This is a genomic window from Pseudomonas sp. 8Z (assembly GCF_902506535.1).
Classification (GTDB): Bacteria; Pseudomonadota; Gammaproteobacteria; order Pseudomonadales; family Pseudomonadaceae; genus Aquipseudomonas.
The window spans coordinates 1035711-1049043 of the sequence record NZ_LR733825.1; the positions used below are offsets into that span (position 1 = coordinate 1035711).

The 13333-nt window shown below is 60.3% G+C and carries 14 protein-coding genes; 6 read left to right on the top strand and 8 right to left on the bottom strand.

The features are described 5' to 3' along the window. Positions 1-49: 49 nt before the first annotated feature. Positions 50-844, bottom strand: coding sequence for a hypothetical protein (locus tag AERO9A_RS08975; RefSeq protein WP_159971554.1), 795 nt, complete (start codon positions 842-844; stop codon positions 50-52). Positions 845-950: 106 nt separating this feature from the next. Then, on the bottom strand, positions 951-1973 hold the full coding sequence (gene adhP / locus AERO9A_RS08980) for an alcohol dehydrogenase AdhP (protein ID WP_159971555.1): 1023 nt from the start codon (positions 1971-1973) through the stop codon (positions 951-953). A gap of 302 nt (positions 1974-2275) precedes the next feature. Here adhP and purE point away from each other — a divergent pair, with 302 nt between their 5' ends. The 6 genes from purE (at position 2276) to AERO9A_RS09010 (ending at position 6417) form a co-directional block, all read left to right on the top strand. Further along, positions 2276-2767, top strand: coding sequence for a 5-(carboxyamino)imidazole ribonucleotide mutase (gene purE / locus AERO9A_RS08985; RefSeq protein ID WP_159971556.1), 492 nt, complete (start codon positions 2276-2278; stop codon positions 2765-2767). A gap of 148 nt (positions 2768-2915) precedes the next feature. Next, a complete protein-coding gene (locus tag AERO9A_RS08990; RefSeq protein WP_159971557.1) occupies positions 2916-4001 on the top strand; it encodes a 5-(carboxyamino)imidazole ribonucleotide synthase in 1086 nt (361 codons plus the stop codon). A 55-nt stretch (positions 4002-4056) separates the two neighbouring features. After that, positions 4057-4821 (top strand): ABC transporter substrate-binding protein, encoded by a 765-nt coding sequence (locus AERO9A_RS08995; protein ID WP_159971558.1) that lies wholly within the window; start codon positions 4057-4059, stop codon positions 4819-4821. A gap of 65 nt (positions 4822-4886) precedes the next feature. Next, on the top strand, positions 4887-5132 hold the full coding sequence (locus tag AERO9A_RS09000; RefSeq protein ID WP_159971559.1) for a GlsB/YeaQ/YmgE family stress response membrane protein: 246 nt from the start codon (positions 4887-4889) through the stop codon (positions 5130-5132). A gap of 65 nt (positions 5133-5197) precedes the next feature. Further along, positions 5198-5731, top strand: a complete 534-nt coding sequence (locus tag AERO9A_RS09005; RefSeq protein WP_159971560.1) for a DUF3299 domain-containing protein — start codon at positions 5198-5200, stop codon at positions 5729-5731. Between the two features lie 218 nt (positions 5732-5949). Beyond that, on the top strand, positions 5950-6417 hold the full coding sequence (locus tag AERO9A_RS09010; RefSeq protein WP_159971561.1) for an FAD/FMN-containing dehydrogenase: 468 nt from the start codon (positions 5950-5952) through the stop codon (positions 6415-6417). 45 nt (positions 6418-6462) lie between these two features. On the opposite strand, the gene AERO9A_RS09015 is transcribed toward AERO9A_RS09010, so the two are convergent. The 6 genes from AERO9A_RS09015 to AERO9A_RS09040 form a co-directional block, all read right to left on the bottom strand. Then, complete coding sequence (locus AERO9A_RS09015; protein ID WP_159971562.1) at positions 6463-9081, bottom strand: DUF2235 domain-containing protein; 2619 nt, start codon at positions 9079-9081, stop codon at positions 6463-6465. Further along, positions 9066-9530, bottom strand: a complete 465-nt coding sequence (locus AERO9A_RS09020; protein WP_256665884.1) for a DUF3304 domain-containing protein — start codon at positions 9528-9530, stop codon at positions 9066-9068. Before AERO9A_RS09020 ends, AERO9A_RS09015 begins: the two co-directional genes overlap by 16 nt. An 80-nt stretch (positions 9531-9610) precedes the next feature. After that, entirely contained in the window at positions 9611-10126 is a 516-nt protein-coding gene (locus AERO9A_RS09025; protein ID WP_159971564.1) for a DUF3304 domain-containing protein, read from the bottom strand. After that, on the bottom strand, positions 10123-10941 hold the full coding sequence (locus tag AERO9A_RS09030) for a DUF4123 domain-containing protein (protein WP_159971565.1): 819 nt from the start codon (positions 10939-10941) through the stop codon (positions 10123-10125). Before AERO9A_RS09030 ends, AERO9A_RS09025 begins: the two co-directional genes overlap by 4 nt. A gap of 16 nt (positions 10942-10957) precedes the next feature. Then, positions 10958-13024: a type VI secretion system tip protein TssI/VgrG gene (gene tssI / locus AERO9A_RS09035; protein WP_372239647.1), complete on the bottom strand. Its 2067-nt coding sequence runs from the start codon at positions 13022-13024 to the stop codon at positions 10958-10960. Further along, the gene (locus AERO9A_RS09040) at positions 13021-13311 is read right to left on the bottom strand and encodes a hypothetical protein (RefSeq protein WP_159971566.1); all 291 of its coding nucleotides are present in this window, start codon (positions 13309-13311) and stop codon (positions 13021-13023) included. The genes tssI and AERO9A_RS09040 overlap by 4 nt, the downstream gene beginning before the upstream one ends. Positions 13312-13333 lie beyond the last annotated feature (22 nt).

A 13333-nucleotide genomic window follows, 5' to 3' on the forward strand; every position in this document is an offset into this window, starting at 1 on the left:
AACGCAAGAAATATGCCGCTATTGGCGGGTCGAACCCCGCCCGATGCGCTCAGCGGTTACGCAGAATGGCGTTGATGAAGTCGCCCTGGTTGGCTTCATCCGGGTGCGTGGTGAACAGCAGGCGGCCATCTTTTTCGTTCAGTTTCAGCCCCTCGCCGAAGCGGCAGTCGACGCCCTTGATGGTCTTGGCTTCGGCCTTGTAGCGGTCGTCATTGCCGCACAGATAGGCCATCTGATTGACCACCTCGCCGCAGAAGCTCGGCACGCTGAGGCCGATCAATTGTTCGTCAGTGATAGCACTCCACTCAACCTGAGTCGCCAGCGGAGTACCGCAGGCTTTGCTGGCCTCGCTATCTATTTCCTGCAAGCGACCGCTGTAGTCCGCCACGCGCTTTTTTCGATCAAAGGCCGCGAGACGGGCCTGCACGCCCTCCTTCTCTTGCTTTTCATACAGCGCGAGCAGCTCGGCGGGCTTGAGCGCTTTGCTCGTGTCTTCGTCGTAGCTGAGTTCGAAACCCTGAGTATTGGGCAGATTGAGCTGGTAGCTCTCACCGCGCCAGGCACGACGCTTGTTGATTAGGTTGTAATCGCGGCCATCGAGGCGAATGCCATAGTCACGCTGTTCGTTACCCAGTTCCTGTACATCGGTGAGAAATACCACTTCGTCGAGCGGATGGTTGATGCCACGCACCTGCACCAGCGCCTGCTTGCCATCAGCCGAAGGCGCCAGCGCCAGGCTCACGCCCTGACCTGCATCGAATACCTGGGGATGCTTGGCCAACTCAAGCGCCGACACTTGAAGCGAGAGTAAGGAGAGGGCGAAGAGCGTAAGGTGGTGTTTCATTAGGCACGTCCATGTACGGGTCGAGGGCGCACAGTATAGCCAGCCGCCTGGCGGTGTTCTGTGCGCCCGTACGCGTCCGATCTGTAAGAAAATGGCGACTTACACCTCAGAACTTCAGCACCACCCGCCCCTCGATCTGCCCCGCGCGCATCTGCTCGAAGATGCCATTGATGTTGTCCAGGCTGTCGCTGCGTACCGTGGCCTTGACCAGGCCCTCGCCCGCGAAGTCTAGCGCCTCCTGCAGATCGGCGCGGGTGCCGACGATGGAGCCGGTGATGTGGATAGCCTTGAGCACCACATCGAAGATCGGCGTGGGGAAGTCACCTGGCGGCAAACCGACCAGCGCCACCGTGCCGCGTCGGCGCGCCATGCCAATGGCCTGACCGAAAGCGATGTTGGACACAGCCGTGACCAGCACGCCGTGAGCACCTCCGATATCGCGCTGCACCACCTCGGCCGGGTTTTCCTTGCGCGCGTTGATGGTCAGGCTGGCGCCCAGTTTGCGCGCCAGCTCCAGCTTGGCGTCGTCGACATCCACCGCGATCACGTGCAGGCCCATGGCGCGGGCGTACTGCACAGCCACGTGACCGAGACCGCCGATACCGGAGATCGCCACCCACTGACCGGGGCGCGCCTGGGTTTCCTTTAGGCCCTTGTACACTGTCACGCCTGCACAAAGGATCGGGGCGATTTCCAGAAAATCGACGGATTTCGGCAGTATACCGACGTAATTCGGATCAGCCAGCACGTATTCGGCGTAACCGCCGTTGATCGAATAACCGGTGTTCTGCTGGCTTTCGCAGAGGGTTTCCCAGCCAGTCAGGCAGTGTTCGCAACAGCCGCAGGCGCTGTACAGCCAAGGCACGCCGACACGATCGCCTTCCTTCACACGGGTCACGCCGCTGCCAACTGCCGCCACATAGCCGACGCCCTCGTGACCAGGGATGAACGGCAAGCTCGGTTTCACCGGCCAATCGCCCTCAGCAGCATGCAGATCGGTGTGGCAGACGCCCGAGGCCTCGATTTTCACCAAAATCTGGCCAGGGCCTGGCAGCGGGATCTTCACCTCCTCTAAACGCAACGGCGCGCCGAAGGCGTGAACGACTGCGGCTTTCATGGTCTGGTTCATATGCGGTGCCTCTTCCATGCGAGTGTTCGCTCAGTGTGCGCGCCTGAGCGACTGCGGCATTGCCCCAGAGCAAGGTTTGCGGCAGTTTTCTCGCCAGCTACCGCCGCCATGACAAACGGTCAAGCGTAGTGCCCGTCGGCCGTGGCTTTGCGCTATACTGCGCGGCCTTCGGCCGGTAGCGCCCGGCCAACCGAACATTCACAAGCCACGCTGGCCTGCCCGCGTGGCTTGTTGGTTTTTGACGCGCCCTGCGGGGCACACTTTTGATGCGCCGTGAGGCGCCCGAGATGAGAGGCACGACGATGAGCGCACTGGTTGGCGTGATCATGGGCTCCAAGTCCGATTGGTCCACCCTTAGCCACACCGCCGAGATGCTGGACAAGCTGGGCATTCCCCACGAGGTCAAGGTGGTTTCCGCCCACCGCACCCCGGATCTCTTGTTCCAGTACGCCGAAGAGGCTGAAGCCCGTGGCATTCAGGTGATCATCGCCGGTGCCGGTGGCGCCGCCCACCTGCCGGGCATGTGCGCAGCCAAAACGCACCTGCCGGTGCTCGGTGTGCCGGTGCAATCGTCGATGCTCTCGGGCGTCGACTCGCTACTGTCGATCGTGCAAATGCCGGCCGGTGTGCCGGTCGCCACGCTGGCCATTGGCAAAGCTGGTGCGATCAACGCGGCGCTGCTGGCAGCCAGCATCCTCGGCCACCAGCACCCGCAGTTCCATACCGCACTCAAACAGTTCCGCGAGGAGCAGACCGAGACGGTGCTGAACAACCCGGACCCACGCGAGGCCTGAAGCCCATTCCATCAGCAGCTACGACACGGCGCATTAGCGCGCTGTGCGCTGCTCGGAATGCTCATTTACCGGCGTAAACTCCGCTTCCCGCGCTGAGGGCAGCGTTCAACGGCTTGGTCTCGCCACCTGCTGAAAAAGGGGCTTTGTTATGAAAATCGGTGTGATCGGTGGCGGCCAGTTGGGTCGCATGATGGCCCTGGCGGGTACTCCGCTGGGCATGCAGTTCGCCTTCCTCGACCCGGCGCCGGACGCCTGCGCCCAGGCACTCGGCGAGCATATCCGCGCAGACTATGGCGATCAGGAACACCTGCGCCAACTGGCCGATGAGGTCGACCTGGTCACCTTCGAATTCGAGAGCGTGCCGGCCGAAACCGTCGCTTTTCTCTCGCAGTTCGTGCCGGTCTACCCGAGCGCAGACGCCCTGCGCATTGCCCGCGACCGCTGGTTCGAGAAGTCCATGTTCCGCGAGCTGGGCATTCCTACCCCCGAGTTCGCCGACATCCAGTCGCAGGCCGACCTCGACGCCGCAGTGACCAGCATCGGCCTGCCGGCCGTGATGAAAACCCGCACCCTGGGTTACGACGGCAAGGGCCAGAAAGTCCTGCGCAAGCCGCAAGACGTCACCGGCGCCTTCGCCGAGCTGGGCAGCGTGCCATGCATTCTCGAAGGTTTCGTGCCCTTCACCGGCGAGGTTTCGCTGGTCGCCGTGCGCGCCCGTGATGGCGAAACCCGCTTCTACCCCCTGGTGCACAACACCCACGACAGCGGCATTCTCGCCCTGTCCATTGCCAGCACCAGGCACCCGCTGCAGGCGCTGGCCGAAGACTACGTTGGCCGCGTGCTGGACAAGCTCGACTACGTCGGCGTACTGGCCTTCGAATTCTTCGAAGTGGACGGCGGCCTCAAAGCCAACGAGATCGCCCCGCGCGTGCACAACTCCGGGCACTGGACCATCGAAGGCGCCGAGTGCAGCCAGTTCGAAAACCACCTGCGCGCCGTGGCCGGCCTGCCGCTGGGCTCGACGGCCAAAGTCGGCGAGAGCGCCATGCTCAACTTCATCGGTGAAGTACCGCCTGTGGATAAAGTGATCGCCATTGCCGACTGCCATCTGCACCACTATGGCAAAGCCTTCAAGGCAGGGCGCAAAGTCGGTCACGCCACCCTGCGCTGCGCCGACCTCGCCACGTTGAAAGCACGCATTGGCGAAGTAGAAGCATTGATCGGCAAGCGCTGAACCACAGCGCTCAGCTAAGCTCTTGGATGACGGCCAGTATCCAAGAGCCCGACCGATGAAACGTCTTTTCTGCCTCCTCCTGCTCACCCTGACTTGGCCTGCGCTCGCGCAGGAAACCCTCAGGGTGGATTTTCGCGAACGCCCGCCAGAGATGTATCGCGTCGATGGCGCGCCTGGCGGCCCCTTGGTCGTCGTACTGGAAACCGCCGCACAACGCCTCGGCATTGCCCTGCAATGGCGCGAGGCGCCCTTCCTGCGCAGCCTCGACGACTTGCGCTCAGGCCGTATCGATCTGGTACCCCGAGTGCTCATGACCGAGGAGCGCCAGACCTACGTGCACTTTTTTCCCAGCATCGGCAATCAGGCACTGGATATCCGCTTCGTCGTACACCCTGGCCACGAAGCCGACCTCGACCAGTACGGAGATTTGTACCGCTTGGCCGTCGGCGTCAAACGCGGCACAGCCTATTTCGAGCCCTTCGACAGTGACCGCAAGCTGAACCGCGTCTATGCCAGCGATGACGCACAATTGGCCGCGATGTTCCGCGCCGGACGCCTCGACGCCATTGCCGTACTCGACCAGCAACCAATGGAAACGCAATTCAGCACACTGGCATTTCACGACTTCAGCTATGCCCACTATGTCCACAGGCAAGTGCTCGGCAACCACTTCGGCGCCTCGCTCAAACGCTATCGCAGCGGTCGCCAGGCGCTCTACAACCGCCTGGCGAGCGAACTTGAACAGATGCGCGAAGACGGCGAAATTGCCCTGATCTATCGTCGCCATGGCGTGGCCGCGCCAGATAGCGCGAACCCTTGAGGCCAATGGCCTGTCCGATGCAGCACAGGCCGCACACGCGGCCGCCACCTGCGGAGACAAACCTCATGAGCATCATCGGCACCCTTTTCATCGGTCTGATCGTCGGACTGCTCGCACGCATGCTCAAGCCAGGCGATGACAGCATGGGCTGGATCATGACCATCCTGCTCGGCATCGGTGGTTCCATCGCTGCCACTTACGGCGGCCAAGCACTGGGCATCTACCAGGCCGGGCAAACTGCCGGTTTTATCGGCGCAGTAATCGGCGCTATCGTTCTGCTGGTAATCTATGGCGCGATCAAAAAGGGCTGAACGCCCTCCTGCGAGGCGTCGACACCTCGGCTCTCGCTCACTGCCGCCACGAGATCCCCCACACCATGCGCCACCTGCTGCTCGCCCTGCTGCTGCTCTGCGGCCTAGCCCACGCCGAACTGCCGGAAACCGACTGGCTCGACCTCATGCCCCCTGACGACCGCAAGGCCCTTGAGGACATGCCCGAGATCAGCCACGACAGCCCCGAGGGCGACAGCACCTTCTACAACAAGGGCGGCCTGCGTCAGCAAGACAAAGACCTACCCGCCGTAATGTACTCAGCCAAAACCGTCGCAGCGCTCGATGGCAAAGTCATACGCCTGGGGGGCTACCCGGTGCCGCTGGAGAACGACGCCAAAGGCCACAGCACCCTATTCTTCCTCGTGCCCTACCCCGGCGCCTGCATTCACGTACCGCCACCACCGCCCAACCAACTGGTACTGGTGCGCTACCCCAAGGGCATCGTGCTCGACGATATCTACGCGCCCATCTGGGTCAGCGGCACACTCAAGGTGGAAAAGATCAGCAATGACCTGGCCGACGCCGCCTACGCCCTGGATGCCAGCGAAGTGCGCCTGGTAACCGACGAAGACCTTTAACCCCAGAAATTCCCTGCGCGGCTCTGAACGAAAAGTCGTCGAGCGAAGGTCAGGCGATACCGATGGCGGCCCCGCAAAAACAGGTGAGGAACGGACTGGGCTCGCATTCGAGTTTACGAGCTGTAAATGAGCATTCGACCGGGCTGGCGTTCCAGCCCGTTTTTAACGAAGCATCACCGAGTGCAGACACTCTTCGTACAAAGCCTAGGAGTTCCAGCATGAAAGCTGTTTTCTTGATGTTGCTGTGCCTGCTGTCCACCGCTGCACTGGCCCTGGAGCCCGGCGACCGCCTGGCACCCTGGACGCTGCTGGATCAGTTCGACGCCCCCTACACCCTGAGCGACAAAACCCAGATCCTGCTGGTCGCCCGCGACATGGACGGCGCCAAGCTGGTCAACGCCGCCCTGGAAGGCAAACCCAAGGGCTACCTGGACGAGCGCCAGGCGGTGTTCCTCGCCGACATCAGCCGCATGCCCAGCGTCATCGCCACCCTCTTCGCCCTGCCGAAGATGCGCGACTACAACTACCGCATCCTCCTCGACCACGACGCCCGCATCGCCCCGCGTTATCAGGCAGGCGAAGGTGAGGTGCTGTGGCTGCAGTTGGAAGATGGGAAGTTGGTGGAGCAGAAGGTGTTCAAGGAGGCGGGGGCGCTGAAGAGTGCGCTGGAGGCGGTAGAGCCGTAAACCGGAAGGGGTAGCAGCGCAGAAATGCGCTGCTACCCCTTACTCCTAGCCAGTGAGATCCTTGGCCATGCCTTTGGCCTGATCCAGCCAACCGGGAGATTGCAGCCCTGGCTTGGGATCGCTCTCGCCCATCATGTCCATCGCTTGCCCCAGTAGACCGCTCATATCACCAGAGTCATTGGCCGCCTTGATAGCCTTCGCCGTTTCAGCGGCTTTGAAGACTGCTTGCAGCTCGGGTGTAGTAGCAGTTTGCTCGGTAAGCGGTACGGGCAACGGCATGGCATTGAGCATGGCCACCACGTCACCAGGTTTTTGAGTAAAGGCTCGTACGGCTTCCATACCCTCCATCATCGGCAATGCGATACCGGTCAAAGGATCGAATGCGCTGATTTCCGGGAAAGCCGGTAGTCCCGGCCTGCCCGTCAGTACAGGCGTCGCCAACGAGGGCAAGAAAAGACCGAGCAAGTAGCGTGGATTATGCTTCTTGATTGAGAGCCCGATACTGGCCAAGGCGATACCCACGCCAACGACGCGGCCCGCATTGGCCAGTACCGACAGGCTCTTGTTCGATTCATTGTCGAAATGTACTAGGCGGTAACGGAAATAATCGGTGAAAGGCTCGCGCTCGCCAAGACCGGAAGAGTTGGTGAACCAGGCCCGAGAATCGTGTACGTGATCATCGAAAAGCGCGATCAGATCCTGTTGCCCACTCGCGATGACGCCCGTCCCGGCGAATAACTGGCCATGGCGCTGCGTTCCATTCTGGTAAAGCTCGGCATACTCCTGGGCTTCGTCTTCTTCGTTAATCAGATAGACAGTGCCGCCAAGTAATAGATTAAGTATTCCACCCCATTCGAAGGTATCCTCAAGAACTCCCCAATTACGCTCGTAATCGCGCTTGAACTCGGCGGCGGCACGGCGTAGTTGTCGGTCATCCAACGCTGGCTCGAATGCCTTGTTGGTATTGATGCGCGCATAAGCCTCGGAGCCCCCAACCAACTCGAGATCGGCCTCGCGCTGCTGCTGCTCTTTCGCACTGAGTACCGGCGGTTCCTTGCCTTGAGCCGCTGCGGAATTTTCCGCCAGCTTCTGGGCATGCAGCCGTTTCAGAGCGTCCTGCTGCTCCTCGGTCATGTCCTGACCCTTCACATGGCTGTAAAAGCCCTGCTTGTCGATACCACCGGCATAGCGGTCGATACGCCAGGCCGTGATCAGGGCTTGTTCTCGCTTGATCACATTCTCAAGTGATCCGGCCTTGGCCTGTTTCTGCCAGGAGTTGAAGCGGGTTGTGAGTGTATCGCCTACAGCAAACTCTCCGAATGTCTCAGGATCCATTTTTCGCCATTGTTCGAGGCCCTCTGCAACGGCTTCAGGAACCTGTAAAGGCGCACCTGCAGCAAAGGCTGAACGATACATATGGTGCAGAGGTATCTGCGACAGCAGTTCTCCTTGTCCACCACGGGCCTTGCCCTGATCGCCAGGCGGATAACCGCCCCCCACATCGGAGTGCATACCCGGATAGACGTATTCCCAGGTGTCCTTGCGATAGGTGGAAGGGCGTGAGTCATCACGCGCCCCGTCGGCTGTTTTCTCTCGGCGGCGAATGGAGTCCAGCGGGAAGCTGGCACGTTGCTCATGAGCGGAAACCAGATGCACGCAGCGTTTGAGGAAGAGGCAATCTTCAGGCAGCCCAGTTGGCATGCAGGCTTGCACCTGGCTTTCGTCCGGCAAACGCATGGTGCCACTGGCCCAGTCCATATGACCGGCGGCGAAAGGCGCGCTGTCAGCCAGCCCCACGGCGGCCACGGTATCGAACAGGCCGATGAACTCGATGGAAATGGGTAGCCCGGCGAAGCGGTATTCGCTGGCCTCGCCGTTTTGCCGACGCGTCAGCTCCATCAACCAGTTAGCGAAAGCGCGGGCCTGGGCTGCCCCACGGGAAAAGCCGTAGACATAGAGGCGCAAGGCGAGGATTTCCGGTTTTTCACCACTGTTTCTCCGCTGCTCCAGCAAACTGGCCAGCTCATCCTCATAGGGTTGCATCGCTGCCTTGCGCTTGCGGGCCCCATTTTCCAATATGCCTCCGCTCAATACGGAAGCAGTCCAGTTGGTGGCCATGGCCTCGACCAAGGCTTGGGTCTGTGCAATCGAAAGCGGCTCCTGCCCTGCCTCCTTGAGGGTTTCCTTGAGCGCCGCGATTAAGCGCGTAAGCCCCCAATTGATTCGGTCTTCACCACCACTCGCCCCGATCAGGCCAGTCTGGCTAGGCAGATACTCTTTGATTTCCTCGAAAACAGTGCCCACGCCGGGGCTGTAGTAGGCAAAAAAACCTTGCGCCATCGCCTCTGGCACCTGACCTAAGCTAGCGTGAAATAAGCGCGCCACATTACTCGTGCATATCGGGTCGGCAATGGAGTCCGAAGGCTCGTGATTATTGGTGCCATCGAAGCAAAGGCTAATATGCAGCGTCTTGCAGCAAGGTTCGGGGGCTTCGTCCCCTTGCTTAGCTGCAGCGTCAACTGTTTTACCCCAGGCCTTCTTCTCATCACGATTCTGGCTACGGATATTTCTAGCGACCTCTGATGAATCGATTGGCAAACCCGTACGTTCGAAAGGACGTGCAATCAGCACACTGGCAGGTGGCGGGTTCAAGGTTTGGGACATTCCATATCCTCCATCTTGCGGGGAAAGTTATAGGGGTAGCCGGAAACCCCATAAAAAATATTGTCCGCCGAAACTCTCACCTGATCGCAGGGCAAAAAGTGCACTTTCAAGGTTCCGGCTTCTTGGTATTGAGGTATCTCCACCACTACACGGTGGCGGGTGTAGTGACTGCGGTGTTCGTCCATACGTTTGTTCCAAGCATCCGAATATGGTCGTTCCGGCCAACTACCGTATCCCCGAGGATTAGGATCTTTCTCCCACTCTACAATGGCTCTAAGCCCTGGTCGCCAATGTCGAGGAAGCACTCCACAGCAAACTTGCTTTCCACCGCCCTGATATGGGCCAATATTCGGACCTCCAGCGCCGTTGACAGTGAAACGGTTGATGGCAGCGGACGTATGGTTATAGCCCTCCACAGGGGCACCAAGCATCTCGGATTCCTTGGCCATGCAACCGCTGACCAGTAATAGCACCAGTGATAAACCCGCGAATGGGTATCGGCCTATCAGATTGCGAGCTAACCAAAGGCTCAAGGAGTGGGACATTCCGTATCCTCCATCTTGCGGGGAAAGTTGTATGGATAGTCAGGGTGGCTAGGGAGTACGCCAGCCGCTGTAACTCTGACTTGATCGCATGGAAGAAAATGCACTTTGAGAGGGCCTGGACGGTCGTACTGAGGTATCTCCACCACTACACGGTGGCGGGTGTAATTAGCTGCGTGTTTCTTATATGCCTCTCTGTAAGCATCGGTACCCAATGGCGGCCAATTCACATAAGCCCTTGGGTCAGGATCTTTCTCCCACTCTACAATGGCTCTAAGCCCTGGTCGCCAATGGCGCGGCACAGAGCCACAACAAACCTGCCCGCCCCCGCCACCATAAGGGCCTAGGTTAGGGCCTCCAGCGCCGTTGACAGTGAAACGGTTGATGGCCGCGGATGTATGGTTATAGCCCTCCACAGGAGCCCCGAGCATCTCAGACTCCTTGGCCAAACAGCCACTCAGCGATAGGACCACCAGAAGAGAGGCCAAGGCCCTGGGAGTCATGCCCACACCTCAGCAGTCTCTTCAGGCGGCGCAACAGGAGAATTCTTGGCCAACCAGGCACGGATGAAAGTGTCACGCTGATTGAGGTCATATAGCCCCTCGCGGTTAGCTGCCAATTGCCCGTGCATCAGGTGGCGCATCAAGGGTTCTTGCTGGGCCATACCATAGTCCTGAGGCTGCACACCCCAACTGCGCCGATAGTCCTCGGCAGCGCTCCAGGCCAGCAGGCTGGCCATCTGTGCTCGCGTCAGTTGCAAGACCGGTAGCGGTGAAGGTAACTCCGCTGGACGCATAAGGTTGCCAGGCAAACTACGTGGCTGCCGATCACGATCCCGCCAGTGCCAGGCGATGATCGGGGCATGGAACCATATCTGATGTGGATCTAGGGCTTCGCTAGTGGGCACCAGCATACGCGGGTCATAAAAACGCAGCAGACCGCTGCCCCTTCCGTCGTTCCACTCGGCCTGGGTGCAATGCCTCAAATGACTGGCCAGTTGCGTGAACGGCCAAGGGCTGAGCAACGCCAGAAGATGCTGATGGGCATTCTTGCTGGCGAGCAATCCGTCTAACCAAGCCTGATGTTCAGGTTGCTCGAGGCTCACGCGAATCAGCAGAGGCCCCTTGGCTGCAATAGCTTCCTCCGGCGTACCGTCAAGCAACTTGGCGACATCTGGGCGCTGATCTGATTCATCGAGGTGCGTAAGCAACGGATAGTCCAGATTGCTGGCATCGACCAGAAGATCAAGATGCTGCAAACGCGCGTGTTCTGCCTGCTCGCCAAGATGGGTTAACCAAGCATGAGTCATGGTGTTCATGGTGTTTCCGGGCCTCTTAACGTGCGACTAGCGCTTGGACTTTGCTTTGTGCTCGGAGCAAACACTCTTCACAGACCGCCTTCTGCGGCTTGTCCACGCAGTTGCTGATGGCCTGCTCCAACAAACTCCCCGCCTTGTCACTATCGGCGGCGCCCGGCAGCACGGGTGGTTTGATCTTGATGCCCGAGCCTTTGCCCGGTGAGCCGCCGGCGTTGAGCCTGGCCAGCGGGCCGCTGATGGTGATGCCGCCGGGGTCGAGTTTGATGAAGCTGCCGCCGGCTTTGATGGTCAGTTCGACGCCGGCTTCGATGACCATTTTTTGTCCGGCCTTGAGGTGGATCTCGCGGCCGGCCTTGGTCAGTTGTGCGGTGCCCAGTTTGATGTGTTGGTCGGTGCCCACCGTCAGGTGGTCCTGCGGTTTGACTTCGACCTTGCGCTCGGCGGTGACGGTGAGGTGTTCTTCGGCCAGCAGTTCGGTGTAGCTGTTCTTCTCCACGGTGTCGTGGCGTTCATGGCCGACGCGGATCTTCTGGTCGTGTTCGATGTTCTCGTCCCAGTCGCGCTGGGCGTGCAGGTAGATTTGTTCGGCGCCCTTGCGGTCTTCGATGCGCAGTTCGTTGTAGCCCCCACCGCCGGGGCTGCTGAGGGTTTTGAACACGCTTCTTGTCTTGTTCGCCGGTAGGTCGTAGGGCACGACGTGTTCGGCGTGGTAGAGGCAGCCGGTGACCAGCGGTTGGTCGGGGTCGCCTTCGAGGAAGGTGACCAGCACTTCCATGCCGATGCGCGGGATGGTGATGGCGCCGTAGCGGTCACCGGCCCAGCTTGAACTCACACGTAGCCAGCAGCTTGTTTTGTCGTCGGCTTGGCCTTCGCGATCCCAGAAGAATTGCACCTTCACCCGGCCATATTCGTCGCAGTGGATTTCCTCGCCAGCCGGGCCGGTGACCACGGCGGTCTGGCTGCCCAGTACCTTGGGTTTGGGGTGCTTTAGCGCTGGGCGGTAGGGCACGTTCCAGGGGGTGGCGGTGAAGCGGTTGCGGTAGCCCTGGCGAAAGTCATCGCCATCGTTTGCCGTGGGCTGCGCTTTGCCCGTCACGTTGTGCAGCAGTGTGTTCAGGGCCTTGCCCAGGATTGAATCGCTGGTGATGGACTCTTCCAGCACCTGCGGCTGTTTGCCTTCGTGCAGCACTTCGCTGAGCAGCCAGAGGTCGTTCCACTCGCTTTGCGGGTGTTCGGAGATTTCCAGCAAATGGCCGCTGACCAGGCGCGGCTCATCGCTTTTGCCTTCGAGTTGCTGGTAGTCACTGCGGTGGCGTTCCAGGGCGCGTTTGGCCAGGTGCTTGCCGCGGGTGCGGTCGGTGTAGCGGCCTGGGTAGTCGTAGTCTTCCAGGGCTGGCAGGCTGTCGTTTGCAGCGGCCTGTTCGCCCTGGTAGGCGGCTTCGAGCAGCAGGCGCGGTTGTTCGAAGTCGTAGTCGCGGCGGGTGGTGGTGCGTGTGCGGGTTTCCAGGCGCAGGGCCAGTTTTTTGATCACCGGGTCGTCGGCGGTCATGCCACTGTCTTGGATGTAGGGCGTGGGCCGACCGAGCTTGGCGAAGGCGGTCTGGTCGTCGCCGAAGATCAGCACATGGCCGCTTTCGCTGTGCTGGAAGTGGTAGTGGATACCTTCCTCTTCGCACAGGCGCTGGACGAAGTGCAGATCCGTCTCGTCGTACTGCACGCAGTAGATGCGTTCGGGGTAGACGGTGGGGCCGAGCTGGAATTGGTAGCCGCCCTGGACGATGCCGTGTTCTTCCAGCACCTGGGCGACGATCTGCGGCACGGTGAGGTTTTGGAAGATGCGCTGGTTGGTGCGGTGCGTGAGGTAGGCGAGCTGCGGCACGATGGCCAGGCGATAGCGGGTCATGCGCTTGCCGGACTCGCCCTGTTCGGCGCGGTGAACGATGCCGTGGATGCCGTCACCGTTGGGGCTGAAGGCGAGGAACGCGCGCTGGTGCAGCAGGCTGGCCAGGTCGAGATCGGCGCGCTCGCTGATCAGTTCGACGTCGAAGCGATAGGGCTGGCTGATGGCCACACGATCGCTCACAAGAGACGGATTGCAGCGCCGAGCTTCTGCAGCAACCGGAGAGAGCCTCGCAAGATGAAGTACAGAATCAGAGGCAAGCCGAGCATCAGTAACAAGCCATCTGGCCAGCGATGGGGGTCGTCATAGATCATCCCCGAGCTAATGACGGCGATGATTAAACACAATCGCAAGATAGTCGAAAGCTGCATGATGAAAGGAATACATCCGGCCAGTAAAAAACAACCTGCAACGACAAAGAAAGGTGCGTCCCCGGTCACTATTGGAATAACAGTCAGGATAACGGGCATGACCAGTCCCGAGAGAATGAAC